The sequence below is a fragment of the Luteibacter rhizovicinus DSM 16549 genome, assembly GCF_001887595.1.
Taxonomy (GTDB): Bacteria; Pseudomonadota; Gammaproteobacteria; order Xanthomonadales; family Rhodanobacteraceae; genus Luteibacter; species Luteibacter rhizovicinus.
The window spans coordinates 846,877-862,853 of sequence record NZ_CP017480.1 but is presented as its reverse complement, the minus strand read 5'-3'; the positions used below and the strand labels follow the sequence as shown (position 1 = coordinate 862,853).

The following is a 15,977-nucleotide window of genomic DNA, read 5'->3' as shown; positions in this document are numbered from 1 at the left end:
CCGCGGGCGAACCGGATGCCGCCCCTCGCGGGACGACGATCCAGGTCGGACGGAGCGTTCGCGCCCATGACGGCGCGTTCGTTCCGGTCGGCGGCAGGTCTTCGGGCTCGTGGATGTGGCACCGTAACGGTGCCGCCTTGTCCGTCGCTTCCCGGATCGCTACCGATCCAGTGCCTGTGACGGGCTTGTCTCCACATACCGCTGCGGGGCAGCGCCGGATTCACACCGGCTTCCCTCTTAGCTTTATCTTTCTATTCGAATAAAGAGATAAAGACCGCTGACGAGCGGAAAATTAGCCGTATGGACGCCCAAAGTCAATCGGTGGCGATGCATCGCCTCGACATCCCGACGGCGACCATGGGCCGACCTCCCTGGAGCGCTGCATGACCGGAAGACATATCGTGATGGCGACGGTGGGATCGCAGGGCGATCTCTTTCCCTTCCTCGCCGTGGGGCGGGAGCTGCGCCAGCGCGGGTATCGCGTGACGATCGGCGCCCACGGGATCCATCGTGACGCCGTCGCCGAGGCGGGGCTGGATTTCGTCCTCGCCAGCGGGATTGCCGAGCCCGAGGACAAGGCGGCCTTCGCCGCGCGCGCCTTTCATCCCTGGCGCGGTCCCCGCTTCGTCGTGCGCGACCTGGCCGCGGCCGATGTGGCGAGCAGTTACGAGGCTCTCGCACCCGTGTGTGCCGACGCGGATGCGATCGTGACCTCGACGCTGGCCTTCGCCGGGCAGATCCTTGGCGAGACCCGGCGGATCGCCTGGTTATCGGCCGCGCTGTCGCCTGCCGTGTTCCTCTCGGCGTTCGATCCCCCCGCCACGGGGATCGACTGGCTCGACCGCTTCCTGCGTGCGTCACCCCGACGAGGCGCATGGGTGCGGCGCCTTGGCGAGACCGTGACCTCGCCCTGGACGAAGGCGGTACGGCACTTCCGGCAATCGCTCGGGCTGGCCCCGGTGTCGGTCTGGGGCGATCCCTTTCATCGCGGACAGCACGCGCGAGACGGTGTCCTCGCCATGTACTCGCCGCTGTTGGGTCGGCCCCCACCGGATTCGCCGGCTCACACCGTGGTGACCGGCTATTGCCGCTACGCGCCGTTTGCCGACACGCTTCCTGCCGACCTCCGTCGCTTTCTGGATGACGGCGACGCGCCACTGGTGTTTACGCTGGGCTCGGCGGCCGTGCATGCGGGGGAGAGCTTCCTCCGCGAGAGCATGGCGGCCGCCGCGGCCCTGGGTCGACGCGCGGTACTGCTGACGGGATCGCCGGAGATGCGTGCGCGACTGCCTGCGGTCCTGCCGGACGGTGTGGTTGCCGTGGAGTACGCACCCCACGGTGCGCTGTTCGCACGCGCGGCGGCGGTCGTTCATCACGGCGGCATCGGCACGACTCAGGAAGCGTTGCGTGCAGGCTGTCCCGAACTGGTCGTGCCGCATGGCTTCGACCAGCCGGATAACGCGGCGCGCGTCGTTCGTCTGGGCGTGGGGGACGTGCTGGCGGCCTCGCGTTATCGCGCCGATGTCGCGGGAGGGAAGTTGCGTGCGCTGTTGATGGACGAGGGTGTTGCGGCGCGTGCACAGCGTGCGGCGGCGGTGATTCGCGTGGAGGATGGGGCGCGTGTCGCGGCGGATGTTATCGAGCAGGCGATTGCGCGGCGGTTGTATCACTAGGCCTGCTGCCGCGGGATCGCCGCTGAAGCGGCTCCCACATGGCGGTTGGCCTGTGTGGGAGCCGCTTCAGCGGCGACGGGTGCTCGCGATTACGCAGCAACCTGGGCCTTAACCCCGTAGCGCGACGCCGGCACCGACTTCGACAGCTCCGGGAACAGCGCACGTCGCGCCGCTTCGAGCCCATCGACCAGCGCCACGGACTCGACGGCGGGAATCGTCACCAGCTCACCGGCGTCGAAGCCGGCCAGCGAGGCGTCGACCATGTCCTCCGCGCTCATCACCCACTCCTGCGGCAGGTTATCGATGGACGTGCCGGCTACCGGCCAGAAGTCGGTCGCGGTGGCACCCGGCAACACGGCCTGGATCTGGACGCCCTTGTCGGCGAGCTCATGATGCATCGACTGGCTGAGCGCGAGCATGAAGGCCTTGCTCCCGCCATACACGCCGTTGAGCAACTCGGGAGCGACCGCGACGATCGACGAAATGTTTATCACCGCGCCGCCGCCGCGCGCGACGAACCCCGGCACTGCTTTATAGGCAAGACGCGTCGGCGCGGTGACGTTGAGTGCGATGAGGTCGGTCATCTTGCCGATGTCCGCCTGGAGCAGCGGAGCCATCGCGCCGACACCGGCGTTGTTGACCAGCAGGCTCAGGTCCGTGGTCTCGGCGATGACCGTTTCCACGCGGCCCAGATCGTCGTCGCGCGTCAGGTCGGCGCCGACAACACGCACCACGCGGCCGGTCGATGCCGTGATGTGCTTTGCCAGGGCGTCGAGTTTTTCCTTGTTGCGGGCCACGAGGATGAGGTCGAAACCGCGCTTTGCGAGACGGTCCGCATACACGGCGCCGATGCCGCTGGACGCGCCGGTGACGAGGGCCGTGCCGGGATTGCTGCTAGTCATCACGATGATTCCTGCTTGGCGTGCGTATGCACATGTCTAGGTAAAAAAGGGGACGTCAAGGCCTCAGGCCATCTGCCCGATCCGATGCATGGTCTCGCGCGTGGCGGTGGCCGTCGCGCTGCCGAACCTCGCCTCGTACTCGGCCTGGGCTGTCGCCCACAACTCACCGGCCTGCGCGGTCTTGGCATGACCGGCCGGGGTGAGCAGGTAGACGTTCTGACGCGAGTCGTCGACCGACGGTGCGACCGCGACGAGACCGTCCCTTTGCAGGGGCTTCAGGGCGCGAACGAGACTGGTGCGATCCATGACCATGTCCTCCGACAGCTCCCGCATGCCGATGCCGGGACGATCTTCCAGCAGCACCAGAAGGGTGAACTGCGAACTGGTCAGCCCGGAGGGCGCCAGATGCCGCTCGTAGGTCCGCGTGATCGCACGGGCGGCCTGACGGGCGGCGAAGCAGTTGCACAGGTCGATACGGGAGGTCATGGGTCGATCATGATCGTGCATATACACACATGTCAAGGCCGACCCGTGCGTCGGATAGGAGCCGATTCATCGGCGATAGGGTGCTTGCTTCACCCTGGCCCGCTGCCGCGGGATCGCCGATAAATCGGCTCCTACCTCAGCGGGCGGCCGGTATTACTCGAACCCTTCGACGGGGTGAGGCGCGTAGGCCTTCTCGAGGGTCGCTGTTTCTTCCTCGGAGAGGACCAGGTCAATCGCTGCCACGGCGTCGTCCAGATGATGCGGCTTCGACGCACCGACGATAGGGGCGGTGACACCGGAACGATGGGCGACCCAGGACAGGGCGACCTGCGCGCGTGGCACACCGCGTTCGTCAGCGACCTTCTTCACGGCCTCGACGATCGCGCGATCCGAATCCTCGGTGGCGTTGTAGAGGGTCTTTCCGAAGACGTCGTTTTCCTGCCGGTTGCTGCTCTGGTCCCAGTCGCGCGTGAGGCGGCCACGTGCCAGCGGGCTCCACGGCAATACCGCGATACGCTGGTCCTCACAGAACGGAATCATCTCCCGCTCTTCCTCGCGCTGGAGCAGGTTGTAGTGGTCCTGCATGCTGACGAACTCGGTCCAGCCGTGCAGGCGCGAGGTGTAGATCATCTTCGCGAACTGCCAGGCAAACATGGACGAGGCGCCCAGGTAACGCACCTTGCCTGCCTTGACCAGGTCATGCAGCGCTTCGAGGGTTTCCTCGATCGGCGTGGTGTGATCCGCACGATGGATCTGCAGTAAGTCGATGTAATCCGTGCCGAGACGCGCGAGGCTGTCGTCGACGGAATGGAAGATCGCCTTGCGCGACAGGCCGCCGCCGTTCGGTCCCTTGCGCCAGTGGAAGAACGTCTTCGTGGCGATGACGACTTCATCGCGTCGCGCGAAGTCTTTCAGGGCGCGGCCGACAATTTCTTCCGACGTACCGTCCGAATAGGCATTCGCGGTGTCGAAGAAGTTGATGCCGAGATCGAGGGCCTTGCGAATGAACGGGCGGCTCGCTTCTTCGTCCAGCGTCCACGCGTGGTTGCCGCGGTCGGGCACGCCGTAGGTCATGCAGCCCAGGACGAGCGGGGAGATGTCGAGGCCGGTGCGGCCGAGTTTCACATAGCGCATGGGGGACTCCGGGTGGGGGCTGCGGGAAGTGTGATCCCTTCGGGGGATACGGGAAATGAAACTTCTTTAATTTCGACCGGCGCTATCGCCGCTGAAGCGGCTCCCACAGAAAGCGGCTCCCACACAATGCGCCCCCCTTGAAACACGCCAGACCCTCCCTAACTTAGGGTCCAGCGAAGACGCGACGCCCTTGCCGGCCCTCACCGGCCGGGCGTAGCATCTCCCCCTCACCCAGAGAGCCCGGCCATGTTCCGCTGCAAGCATGATTTGATGTTCGTCACACTGATCGCCCCATGGGCGCGTCGCGGGTGCGCGCGTCCCATGCCTGGCGGAGTGTCGTTCCCGTAACGACGCGCCGGCCTCGAGGACTACGAAAAGCACCCGCAAGGGTGCTTTTTTTTGTCCCGATTTTCTCTATTCAATCTTGCAAGCCCTCACCGGAGCAACGTGCCATGAAGAACAGCCGCGACCCTCGATCCTGACCGTCCCGCTCAGCCAGGGGCGGCGGTAACAGGATCGGGGAGTGCCTCGCTCGACGATGTATCGAGCCCCTGGCGACCCCATCAGGAACCGTTAGCCATGAGTACCACCCCGCGCGAAACCCGCATTCCCGTCAGCCGTTGGCGCAACCTCGGCATCATTGCGCACGTCGATGCCGGCAAAACCACGCTCACCGAACGCCTGCTCTACAAGACCGGCACGATCCATCGCACCGGTGAAGTGCACGATGGCGCGACCACTACCGACCACATGGAACTCGAGCGCGAGCGTGGCATCACGATTGGCGCCGCGGCCGTGCGCGCCAACTGGACGCCCGACGGCGGCCAGCCGCATCGCCTGACCCTGATCGACACGCCGGGACACATCGACTTCGCCATCGAGGTGGAGCGTTCCCTGCGCGTGCTCGACGGCGCGGTCACCGTGTTCTCCGGCGTCGCCGGCGTGCAGCCGCAATCGGAAACCGTCTGGCACCAGGCGCGCCGTCATGGCGTGCCGCTGATGGCCTTCGTCAACAAGATGGATCGCCCCGGTGCGGACTTCGATGCCGTCGTCGCGCAGATGCGCGACAAGCTCGGTGCGAATCCGTGGGTGGTCGCGCGCCCGATCGTCGAAGGTGAACACATGACCGGTCTGGTCGACCTCGTTGGCGAGCGCATCTGGCGCTTCGACGATGCCGGGACGCCGAGCATCCACACCTGGGACGCTGCGGAGCGCGCGACCCACGCGGACGCGCGCGCCGAACTCGTGGCCGCCGTGGCAGACCGTGACGAAGCACTCGCTGAACTCTGGCTCGCCGATCAGCCGATCGACGCGGCCACGCTGACGGCTGCGCTGCGTCGCGGCACCCTCGCGCGCGCCGGTTCGCCGGTGTTGCCGGGCTCGGCGTTCCGTAACGTCGGTATCGAGCCCTTGCTCGATGCTTTCGTCGCCTACCTGCCTTCGCCGCTCGATCGTCCCGCTGTCGTCGCGCACACCGACGACGGTGACGTCGCCGTCGCGCCCGATGCCGACGCGCCGCTCGCTGCGCTGGTGTTCAAGGTGGTCAACCAGGCTCACGGTCCGCTGGCTTTCGTCCGCGTGTACTCGGGTCGCCTGCATGTGGGCGACGCGGTTTGGCGTAGCGGTACGGATCGCGTGCAGCGCGTCGGTCGTCTCGCTGTCGTGCGTGCGGAAGATACCGAAGCGGTCGAAGCCGCGGAGGCAGGTGACATCGTCGCGATCGCAGGCTGGAAGGATGTCGCAACGGGCGAAACGCTGGCCGATGCGCAGCATCCGCTGCGTCTGGAAACGATCCAGGCCCAGCCAGCCGTGCTGTCGTGGCGGCTTTCGCCCGAACGTTCGGCCGACCTGCTCAAGCTCGGCAACGGGCTCGCGCGCCTGGCGCAGGAGGATCCGTCCTTCCGCGTGGGCACCGACCCGGACACCGGCGAGACGCTGGTCTGGGGCATGGGCGAACTCCATCTGGAAGTGATGGTGGAACGCCTGCGCCGCGAGTGGGGCGTGCAGGTACGTACTGGATCGCCGCGCGTGGCCTACCAGGAAACCCCGGCATCGCCGTCGGGCTCCGTGGAAGGCAAGGTCGCCAAACAGACCGGCGGCAGTGGCCAGTACGCACGCGTGGTGCTTTCGGTCACGCCGACGGGCGAGGACAGCAATCGCTTCGAGGACAAGACCACCGGCGGCGTGATTCCCAAGTCGTTCCAGCCGGCGGTGGAGAAGGGTGCCTTGTCGGCCCTGCTCGAAGGTCCGCGTGGATACCCGGTAGTCGGTGCGCATGTCGTGGTCACGGATGGCCAGGCCCATGCGGTGGACTCGAACGAGATGGCCTTCCACCGTGCTGCGCAGATCGGTGTGAAGTCGGCGCTGGAAGCGACAGGTACCGTCTTGCTGGAGCCGGTGATGCGCGTTTCGGTGAGTTCGCCGGGATCAGCGGTCGGCGATCTGCTGGGCGACCTGCAGCGTCGTGGTGGCCAGATCGTCAACCTGACCGATACGCAGGAGCGTACGGAGATTGAAGCCGACGTGCCGCTTGCCCAGCTCGAGGGCTACAGCACGGCACTGCGCTCGTTGAGTCAGGGCCGCGCCTCGGCCACGGTGGCGTTCCACGCCTACCGCCCGGCCGCCGTGCAGGAGGCGTCACGCAAGCTGGCATGACACTGGTTTTGTGGGGGCGGTTCATCGGCGATGGGGCGTTACTTCTTCGCCGCTTCGTTGGCTTTTCGCCGATGAATCGGCTCCCACATTCCCTATTCGCCGATGAATCGGCTCCTACATTTCTTTGTTACGCTCCACCCATGATTTCCTACCCCGACGCACTGGCCCTGTTACTGGGCGAAGCCGACGCGCTCGAGAGCGAGCGTGTCGACATCGATGCCGTATCGGGGCGTTTCCTCGCCAGCGACATCGTCAGCCCCCATGCGCTGCCGGGCTTCGACAATGCCGCCATGGATGGCTTCGCCGTGCGGGCGCCCGGCGAGGCGATCGCCGCAGGCTCCACCTATCTCGTCGGCGCCATGCATGCCGCCGGCGACGACACTGACGACTATCCCGACGCAGAGGCCTGCGAGATCGCCACCGGCGCACGCATGCCAGCGAGATTCGATACCGTCGTGCCCGTGGAGCGCGCTGAGCGCCAGGGCGATCGCGTGCGCTTCGTTGCGGATGAACGTCGCGGCCAGAATGTGCGTCGTGCGGGCAGCGACATTGATGCCGGGACGGTCGCCTTGACCGCGATGAGGCGGGTGGATCCCGCGGCGATCATGTTGCTGGCGGCCCTTGGCATCGCGCAGGTCGATGTCGTGCGACGGCCACGCGTGGCGATCATCAACACGGGAAGCGAACTCAATCCGGGCGGACCTCTTCCGTTGGCTGGTATCCACGATTCCAATGGCCCCTTCTTGGCGTCGAGCCTCGCCCGTTGGGGCGTCGAAGCGACAGGGCGCACACGGGTCGCGGATCACGGCGACGCCTTCTATCTCGCGGTTCGCGATGCGCTGGCAGCGCATGCCGACCTGATCGTCACCACCGGGGCGGTGTCCGCGGGGCGCTTCGACTTCGTACCTGCCGCGCTCGCCTCGCTGGGCGCGCGCGAGCTGTTCCACAAGGTCGCCATCCGTCCGGGCAAGCCGTTGCTGGCCGCGTGCTTCGACCGTGGTCCGCTGGTCGTTGCCTTGCCCGGCAACCCGATCGCCGTGGCAGTCGGCTACCGCTTCTTTGTCGCTCCGGTGTTGCGGGCGATGGCAGGGCTGGCGCCGGAGCAGCCACGCCGCGCGCGATTGGACGTCGCTCCCTCGACGCGCGAGGGCCTGCAGTATTTCGGTCTCGGTGAGTTCGCCCATGACGAGGGCGGACATCCGATCGTCAGGATGACGCCCGCGCAGGCGGCCTATCGGATCCTGCCGTATACCCAAGCGAATGTCTGGTGGTCGGCCGTGGAGGGGCGTGTGGACTCGGTCGACACGTGGCCACTTGATCCCACGGACGCCTCATGATCATCGGCCTGATTCTCGCCGGCGGCCTGTCGTCGCGGATGGGCGAAGACAAGGCGCTGATGGAAGTCGATGGCGTGACGATGCTCGACCGTACCGCACGGACGCTGCGCGGCCTGGGTGTCGACCTGGTGGCCGTGAGTGGTTCGCGTCCCGGCGGTATTCCCGACCGCTGGGCGGGCACGGGTCCCGTGGGCGGCATGGCCAGTGCCGCTGCAGTCCTTCCCGACGCCGAGTTGGTTGTCGTGCCTGTCGACATGCCACGGCTGGGAGCGGAGGTACTCATGCCCTTGCTTGCGCAGCGAAGCCTGCCGGCGACGCGTTGGGAGGGTCATCCCCTGCCGATGCGGCTCACGTTGAACGCCGGCACGCGTGACGCGCTGGCTACGCTGATGACACTGACCGGTCGCGAACGCTCGGTGTCCGCCTTGCAGGCGCGCATCGGCACGACCACACTGCCCCTGGACGGGCTGGATCCGCTCTTCCTGGCCAACTGCAACACTCCCGACGAATGGCGCGAGGCGAACGCATGAGGGTACAGCTGGAGAACGATACGGTCCGCGTGAGGATCGACGAAGAAGAACTGGGCGAATTGCTCGGCAATATTGCCTTGCTCGGCTCGACGGCGTTCGGCAAGGCCTTCGTCATGCGCTACTCGGTCGACGCGACCGACGCGGTGACCTGCACGCTCGAGGGTAATGCCCATGAGTGGCGCCTCAAGGTACCCATGAGCGAACTATCGGCGCTGGAGTCACGTCTGCCAAGCAAGGATGGCCTGGTGTTCGACATCCCCGGCCACGACACGGTGGCGACAACCGTGCGCTTCGACGTCGACGTCAAGGACAGCCTGCGCCGTCGCCGAAGCTGAAACCGGTCAGATGATCCGTTGTGGCCGGGTATAGACGTTGAACCGCCCCGGCCGCGCGAACCCGATCAGCGTCAGGCCGCAATCGCTGGCCAGATGCACGGCAAGCGCCGTCGGCGCGGAGATCGCGACGACGATGGCGATCCCGGCGACCGCGGCCTTGGTCACCATTTCGTAGCTTGCCCGGCTCGTGATCACCACGAAACCGTCGTTGGCGTCGATGTGTGCCGTACTCATCGCGCCGATCAATTTGTCCAGCGCATTATGTCGGCCGACATCCTCGCGTACGCAGACGATCGCGCCGTCGGGAAGCGCCCAGGCGGCGGCGTGGACGGAGCCGGTAAAGGCATTGACCGGTTGTAACGCGCGCAGCGACTCGAGCGCCCGCTCGATGGCGTCGACGCCGATGGTCGGGCCGAGGCCCACGGGTTCCGGGCGGCGCACCACGTCTTCGAGTTCCCGGCTTCCACAAATGCCGCAACCGCTACGTCCAGGCAACTGGCGCGGCAAGGCGTGCTCCTTGTAGGAGCCGATTTCATCGGCGATCCCTGCGGAGCGATCGGGTGATTCCCTCGGCAAGCTCCCATCGCCGCTGAAGCGGCTCCCACAGGTTTTTGCCGTACGGATGTTGACGGTGATGCCTTCGAGCACTTCCTGTACGTCGATCCGTTCGATCTCGTCGATGGAACCGACCCGCCCCTCGGTCAGGGCGAAGCCACGCGCGAAGTCTTCCAGATCCATCGGCGTCGCCATCATCACCGCGAATGGCTCGCCGTCGACATGCATGGCGACGGGCACCTCCTCGGCCAGGCGATCGTCGTCCGCGCTCGCGATGCCGCGTTCCACGCGCAGCACCGGCCGCGTGGCCGTGCCGGTGGGCACGTGTCGGTCAGACGGCATGCGCGGCCTGCCGCTTCGGGCGTTTGGCGCCCTGCACGGTGGAGCGCGTGATGCGTACGGGCACCGACTTGTACGCTGGCGTGCCGGATCGACGGTCGTGGCTTTCCAGGGCGATCAGCGCATTGCCTTCCGGGTAGTACATCGCCACCGATCCCTCCGCGATGTCGTATTCCACCGCGACGAAGCCATCCACCGCGCGCCGCTTGCCATCGGCGGCATTGACGCCGGTAGCGACCACGTCGATCCGGTCGCCATGCTTGAGACCGCGCGCGGCGAGATCCTTGGCGTGCATGAAGATCACATCGCGCCTGCCGGTGACGCCGCGGTAGCGATCGTTCAACCCGTAGATCGTGGTGTTGTACTGATCGTGCGAGCGTATCGTCGTCAGCATGAGGTTGTCTTCATCCGGCAGGGGATCCTCGTCGAGGCCACGAGCAAGAAGGAACTGCGCGCGTTTGTCGGGCGTTGCCCAATCGCGTTCGCTTGCGGCCACGCGCAACCGGAAACCGCCCGGCTGGCGTACGCGCTGGTTGAAGTCGAAGAAGATCGGAAAGACCTTCTCGATGTCGTCGCGGATCAGGTCGTAATCGGCGACCAGGCCATCCCAGTCGACCCGCGTTTGCGGCAGGGTCGCCCTGGCGATGCCGCGCACGATCCACGGCTCCGAACGAAGGTGTTCGGACGCCGGCTTCAGGCTTCCGGCAGACGCATGCACCATCGACATCGAATCCTCGACGGTGACCGATTGCGGACCGGTCGCCTGTACGTCCAGCTCGGTGCGGCCCAGGCAAGGGAGGATGAAGGATTGCTTTGCCAGGATGAGGTGCGAACGGTTGAGCTTGGTCGCGATGTGCACGGCCAGATCGAGCCCGCGCATCGCCGCGAAGGTCTCTTCGGTATCGGGCATGGCGACGGCCAGGTTGCCGCCGAGTGCGACGAGCGCCTTCGAGCGGCCTTCGCGGATCGCGATCACCGCGGCGACCGCATCGTGCCCGTGTTCCACCGGCGGCTCGAAGCCGTAGGTGCTGCGAATCCCGTGGTTGAGTTCGTCGTTGGGTTTTTCGGTGATGCCGACGGTGCGGTCGCCCTGCACGTTGCTGTGTCCGCGCAGCGGGCAGATCCCCGCGCCCTGGCGCCCGATATTGCCGCGCAGGAGCAGGAGGTTGGCGATCTGCTGCACGTTCTCGGTGCCGTGAGCGTGCTGGGTGATGCCCATGCCGTAACAGACGATCGTGCGCTCGGCCTTGGCGTAGATGTCGCCGGCGGCTTCGATCTCGGCGCGGCTCAGTCCGGACTTCGCCTCGATGGCGTCCCAGCTCGTGGCCTCGATGTCGTCGACCAGGGCTTCGTAGCCGGTGGTGTTCGCCTCGATGAACGCGCGATCGATCACGCCGGGCTGGCCGGCGCCGGTCGCTGCACGGTCGGCGGCAAGCAGGTATTTCATCATGCCCTTGAGCACGGCCACGTCGCCGCCGATCTTCAGCTTGTAATAGGTGGAAGCGATGCGCACCGAGCTGTTGGTCAGCATTTCCACCGGGTGCTGTGGCGAGGTGAAACGTTCCAGGCCGCGCTCGGGCAGCGGATTGAGCACCACGATCGGCACGCCGCGCAGCGACGCTTCGCGCAAGGTCGACAGCATGCGCGGATGATTGGTGCCGGGGTTGTGGCCGATGCAGAAGATCGCATCGCAATGGTCGAAATCCTCGAGCAGCACGGTGCCCTTGCCGGAACCGATCGACTTCGGCAGGCCGACGCTGGTCGCTTCGTGGCACATGTTCGAGCAGTCGGGGAAATTGTTCGTGCCGTATTCGCGGACGAACAGCTGATAAAGGAACGCGGCTTCGTTCGAGGCACGTCCGGAGGTGTAGAACTCGGCCATGTTCGGGTCGGGCAGGGCGCGCAGCGCTTCGCCGATGCGACGGAACGCCTCGTCCCACTCGATCGCCTGGTAGGTGTCGCTGGCACGGTCGTAGGCCATCGGGTGGGTGATTCGCCCAAAGCCCTCGAGCGTGTAATCGGTCAGGTTCCACAGGTCGGCGACCGTGTTTTTCGCAAAGAACTCCGGCTTCACCCGCTTGGCCGTGGCTTCCCAGGTCACCGCCTTGGCGCCGTTCTCGCAGAACTCGAAGGAGGAGGTTTCCTTGGGGTCCGGCCAGGCGCAGCCGGGGCAGTCGAATCCGGCCGGCTGGTTCATCCGGTGCAGGGCGATGGTCTCGCGACCCAGGGCCAGCTGTCCGCTGACGGCGCGGGCCACGGCGCCGAGGGCGCCCCACCCGCCGGCAGCGCCGTCGTAGTCACTGACGCCGGGTACGTGGGGGAGGTCTTTTTCGCTCATGACTGCCGTCTCGATGTCTGCACCTGGCCTAATCCTAAACGGGAAGGCGTAAGTAAATCGCACAGTACGTCGTCGCTTTGCTCGCGCGGGATTCACACCGCCTTGTCGGCCCGCCCTGCAACCTGCGCGCCGCTCGGCGTTCCTCCCCACGACGCCAGGAAAACACTAGTGTCCCAACAAGAGCTTGCCGCCATTACCCTGGAACGGCAGACCGCCTGCGGCCTGCCCGTCGGCGATCTGCGCGGCTTCGGCCGGGTGCGGGCCGATGCGTCGGTGGTCCAGCTCGCGCTGAACCGGGACGCCGGCCTGCTCCGGCCGGTGGACCCGCAGCAGTCCCTGATGACGCTCGCCGTGGACGGCGATCCCGCCTGGGTGGCCGCCTACGTCCCGGGCACCAATGTCCTGGAGTCCACGGCCCACACGGCCTCGGGGGAGCTCCGCGTGGTCGACTTCATGGCCCTGGCCGAGGGAAGACCGGGGCAGGCCGAGGCGATTTCTTCCGGTCGCTTCGTGCGGATCGTTACGTGCACCGAGGGGGAGGTGGCCTTCGAGCTGTCCTGCGCGCTGTGGACTATCGCCGCTGAAGCGGCTCCCGCACCGGGCTGGCATGTGGCCTGTTCGCGTCTGCTGGCCTTTGACGAGGGGGTGGCGGGGAAGGCGTTTCGACTCACGGCGGGTGAGAGCGTCGCGCTCGTCGTGAGCGAGCGGCCGGTCCAGGGCGGCGCCTCGCTGGTTGCCTCGGCCATGCATGCCTTGGGCGACACCATCCACTACTGGACCTGGTGGAGCGACCGTTGCCGGTATAAGGCGGCGGATTTCGACGCCGTCCTGCGCGAAGCGCTCGCACTGAAGCTGGCCTGCTCGGCCGCTGGTCTACGGGTCGAAGACCCCCGGGCCTCGGGATTCTCGGCTGCTCCCCTGGGTGAGTCGACCCGGGCGGCGGCTCGTTTCCTCTCCCTGGGATACCGCCACGAATGCGTGGAGCTGCTCGCCTACGTTCAGGGCCAGGCGATGTCCGCGACGCACGAGCGCTGGCCATCCGACCCGACCTTCGCCACGACCCTTGGGCATTATCTGGAGGCCTACGGGGAAGTCGGCTTGCCTGAATCCTTGTGCGCCGCGGCTCATGTGCCACCGCCGCAATCGCGCATGGCCTGATTGCGTCAGGGCCTGCCTCGGAGGCCCTGATCGCATGTTGCGATGCACAATATTCATGACGTAATGCAAGCCATGCGTTCTGTGCATACCTGATAGTTCCCCGATCGCATTGTTCTGCGACCTCCCGGCCGACAGCATCGCCCCGCTCCGCCATCATCCGGCGGTTTCTCCAGGGGCTTCCACCGATGATCCATCGCTTCGCCATTGCCGCCTTGTTTGCGGTCGCCGCTTCCGCTGCCGTCGCGCAGACGACTCCCGATGCGCAGGAACCTCGCCAGACGACGCCGGAGAAGCCGAAGGACACGGGTGGCCCGGTAGACCGGCTGCGTGACGACGGGATTTCGCTGCGCTTTGTCTGGGCCAACGATTGGGCCGGCAATGTGCGCGGTGGCGAGCGCCTGGGCGCGACCAACGGCGGTGGCGCGGTCGGCGGCGCGGATCTGGACATGGGCAAGCTCGCCGGCATCGATGGCGGCAAGATGCACATCACCTTCGCCCGCTACTACGGCCACAGCGTCGCGGCCGACGATATCGGCGTGGTGCAGAAAGTGCAGGGCTACTGGTATCCAAAGCGCCAGTGGCAGCTCGCCCAGTTCAGCTGGGAGCAGCAGTTTTCCGATAGTCACATCAACGTGCTCGCCGGTCGCCTCAATGCGACCTGGCAGTTCGCGCGCTCCACGTATGGCTGTCGTTTCGTCAGCGCCCCGGATTGTCCGTACCAGCTGACCAACACCACGGGTGGCTTCAGCGGCTTCCCGTACGTGAACTGGGGCGCGCGTGTGAAGTACCAGCCGGATGCGCGCTACCTGTCGATCGGCGCCTTCGAAATCAATCCCGAGCGACGCAACAACAACGGTCTGGACCTGGGCATCAACAACGCGACCGGCGTGATGATTCCGGTCGAAGCCGGCTATGAAACCAGCTTCGCCAACGACCCCTACCCGAAGCACCTGAAGATCGGCGGCTGGTACAACTCCGCGGATTTCACCGATCCGGAACTGAACACCAAGGGCCTGCATCGCGGCCTCGTCGGCGGCACGGCGCGCAACTACGACGGCGGGCGCTACGGTGTCTACGTACTCGCCGACAAAGTCGTCTGGAAGCCGGATCCCAACAGCAATACACGTAATCTCGCGGTGTTCGGCTCGCTCACAGGCCCGCTGGACAATGCCGAGAACTACACGCTGCAGTCCACGTTCGGCCTGCTGTGGACCGGCCTGTCAGCCGCCCGCCCGAACGACTCGCTCGGTTTCCAGGGCACGCTGTTCCGCTTCAGCCGCAAGGCCGTCGGTTACGAAGACGACCTGATCCACAAGAACAGCGGCACGAACGATCACTTCGCACGCAACGAATGGATGACCGAACTCAACTACAGCTACAAGCTGTTCCCGGTGGTCAGCCTGGTCCCGAATCTGCAGTACATCGTCAGCCCGGACATCCTCGGCAATACGGTAGGCGTGAAGCGCGTGCCGGCCAACGCGATCGTGATCGGCCTGCGCGTCATGGTGAACATGGGCGGCCCGGGCAGTCAGTGACGCCGCCCGCGCGGTATTCGCGCCATAATCGGACCACCCTGGATACCTGGTGCGCGACGCAACCTTGGACCTGAAACATCTGCAGAGCTTCATCCGCATCGTCGAGTTCGGCAGCCTCACCCGTGCCGCCGCGACGCTGGATGTCTCCCAGTCCCTGCTCAGCCGCCAGGTGCGGCAGTTGGAGATGGAGCTGGGCACCCACTTGCTGGAACGCAACGGCCGCGGCGTCGTCGCCACCGAGGCGGGCCGCGAGCTCGTCGAACACGGGCGCGGCATCCTCCGCCAGGTGGAAGTGGCACGCCTGCAACTCGGGCAGGCACGTGGCGTGCAGGCCGGCAAGCTCGCCATCGGCGTGCCGCCGAGCATCGGTTCGCTGTTGACGGTCGAGCTGGTGATGCGCTTCCGCGAGCGCTATCCCGCCGCGCAGATCAGCGTGGTCGAGGCCTTGAGCGCAAGCCTGCTGGAGTGGCTGCAACTGGGCCGGCTGGACTGCGCGCTGCTGTACAACCCGGCCGTGAACGCGAACATGCGCTTCCGCCACGTGCATTCCGAAGAGCTTTACCTGATCGGCAGCACGCACGACGGACGCGCGCTGCCCGACAGCGTCCCGCTGGGAACGCTGGGCCAGTACCCGCTGATCATTCCGTCGCCCCTGCATTCCGTGCGGCAGCTGATCGAGGCGGATGCGGCGCGTTACGGCGTGTCGCTCGACATCCGTCTCGAGATCGACGCCGTGCGCTCCCTGCTCGACCTGGTGGAGCGTGGCGTCGGCTATGGTGTCCTCTCGCGCAATGCACTGCTTGCACGGCGTGGCGAACACCACCTGCGTGCCGTGCCCATCGTGATGCCCAGCATCGTCACGCGTCTGGTCGTGGCCACTCCGACCCAGCGGCCGATGAGCAGCATCACCGAACGTACCCTCACGCTGGTCGACGAGCTGATTGCCGAAGGCCGCCTGGATCCCATGGAATAACGTTCTTCGCGCAATCTCGGGCTGGGG

General features: G+C 66.3%; 13 protein-coding genes and 1 riboswitch. Of the genes, 8 read left to right on the top strand and 5 right to left on the bottom strand.

What is annotated here, in order from left to right; all coding sequences use genetic code 11:
• Positions 1 to 75: 75 nt before the first annotated feature.
• Positions 76 to 294, bottom strand: a riboswitch (cobalamin riboswitch).
• Positions 295 to 383: 89 nt separating this feature from the next.
• Positions 384 to 1,673, top strand: a complete 1,290-nt coding sequence (locus BJI69_RS04055; RefSeq protein WP_078023005.1) for a glycosyltransferase — start codon at positions 384 to 386, stop codon at positions 1,671 to 1,673.
• An 89-nt stretch (positions 1,674 to 1,762) separates the two neighbouring features.
• Here the strand turns inward: BJI69_RS04055 and BJI69_RS04050 are convergent, their stop codons facing one another.
• The 3 genes from BJI69_RS04050 to BJI69_RS04040 form a co-directional block, all read right to left on the bottom strand.
• On the bottom strand, positions 1,763 to 2,575 hold the full coding sequence (locus BJI69_RS04050) for an SDR family NAD(P)-dependent oxidoreductase (protein ID WP_046967039.1): 813 nt from the start codon (positions 2,573 to 2,575) through the stop codon (positions 1,763 to 1,765).
• Positions 2,576 to 2,638: 63 nt separating this feature from the next.
• Positions 2,639 to 3,061 carry a MarR family winged helix-turn-helix transcriptional regulator gene (locus tag BJI69_RS04045; protein ID WP_046967038.1) on the bottom strand — a complete coding sequence of 141 codons (423 nt, stop codon included), beginning with the start codon at positions 3,059 to 3,061 and terminating at the stop codon, positions 2,639 to 2,641.
• A 153-nt stretch (positions 3,062 to 3,214) separates the two neighbouring features.
• Entirely contained in the window at positions 3,215 to 4,195 is a 981-nt protein-coding gene (locus tag BJI69_RS04040; RefSeq protein WP_046967037.1) for an aldo/keto reductase, read from the bottom strand.
• A gap of 579 nt (positions 4,196 to 4,774) precedes the next feature.
• Between BJI69_RS04040 and fusA the strand changes: the two genes are divergently transcribed.
• From fusA to BJI69_RS04020, 4 genes are all read left to right on the top strand, one after another.
• Positions 4,775 to 6,850, top strand: a complete 2,076-nt coding sequence (fusA, locus tag BJI69_RS04035) for an elongation factor G (protein WP_046967036.1) — start codon at positions 4,775 to 4,777, stop codon at positions 6,848 to 6,850.
• 140 nt (positions 6,851 to 6,990) lie between these two features.
• Positions 6,991 to 8,187, top strand: a complete 1,197-nt coding sequence (locus tag BJI69_RS04030) for a molybdopterin molybdotransferase MoeA (RefSeq protein WP_046967035.1) — start codon at positions 6,991 to 6,993, stop codon at positions 8,185 to 8,187.
• Positions 8,184 to 8,717: a molybdenum cofactor guanylyltransferase gene (mobA, locus tag BJI69_RS04025; RefSeq protein WP_046967034.1), complete on the top strand. Its 534-nt coding sequence runs from the start codon at positions 8,184 to 8,186 to the stop codon at positions 8,715 to 8,717. The genes BJI69_RS04030 and mobA overlap by 4 nt, the downstream gene beginning before the upstream one ends.
• Positions 8,714 to 9,052, top strand: coding sequence for a hypothetical protein (locus BJI69_RS04020; protein WP_046967033.1), 339 nt, complete (start codon positions 8,714 to 8,716; stop codon positions 9,050 to 9,052). The genes mobA and BJI69_RS04020 overlap by 4 nt, the downstream gene beginning before the upstream one ends.
• 6 nt (positions 9,053 to 9,058) lie before the next feature.
• Here the strand turns inward: BJI69_RS04020 and fdhD are convergent, their stop codons facing one another.
• Positions 9,059 to 9,949 (bottom strand): formate dehydrogenase accessory sulfurtransferase FdhD, encoded by an 891-nt coding sequence (fdhD, locus tag BJI69_RS04015; RefSeq protein ID WP_046967032.1) that lies wholly within the window; start codon positions 9,947 to 9,949, stop codon positions 9,059 to 9,061.
• Positions 9,939 to 12,284, bottom strand: a complete 2,346-nt coding sequence (locus tag BJI69_RS04010; protein ID WP_046967031.1) for an FdhF/YdeP family oxidoreductase — start codon at positions 12,282 to 12,284, stop codon at positions 9,939 to 9,941. The genes fdhD and BJI69_RS04010 overlap by 11 nt, the downstream gene beginning before the upstream one ends.
• A 168-nt stretch (positions 12,285 to 12,452) precedes the next feature.
• Between BJI69_RS04010 and BJI69_RS04005 the strand changes: the two genes are divergently transcribed.
• The 3 genes from BJI69_RS04005 (at position 12,453) to BJI69_RS03995 (ending at position 15,950) form a co-directional block, all read left to right on the top strand.
• On the top strand, positions 12,453 to 13,442 hold the full coding sequence (locus tag BJI69_RS04005) for a glycoside hydrolase family 15 protein (RefSeq protein ID WP_046967030.1): 990 nt from the start codon (positions 12,453 to 12,455) through the stop codon (positions 13,440 to 13,442).
• Between the two features lie 185 nt (positions 13,443 to 13,627).
• A complete protein-coding gene (locus BJI69_RS04000) occupies positions 13,628 to 14,977 on the top strand; it encodes a carbohydrate porin (RefSeq protein WP_046967029.1) in 1,350 nt (449 codons plus the stop codon).
• Between the two features lie 49 nt (positions 14,978 to 15,026).
• Entirely contained in the window at positions 15,027 to 15,950 is a 924-nt protein-coding gene (locus tag BJI69_RS03995) for a LysR substrate-binding domain-containing protein (protein ID WP_211258471.1), read from the top strand.
• Positions 15,951 to 15,977 lie beyond the last annotated feature (27 nt).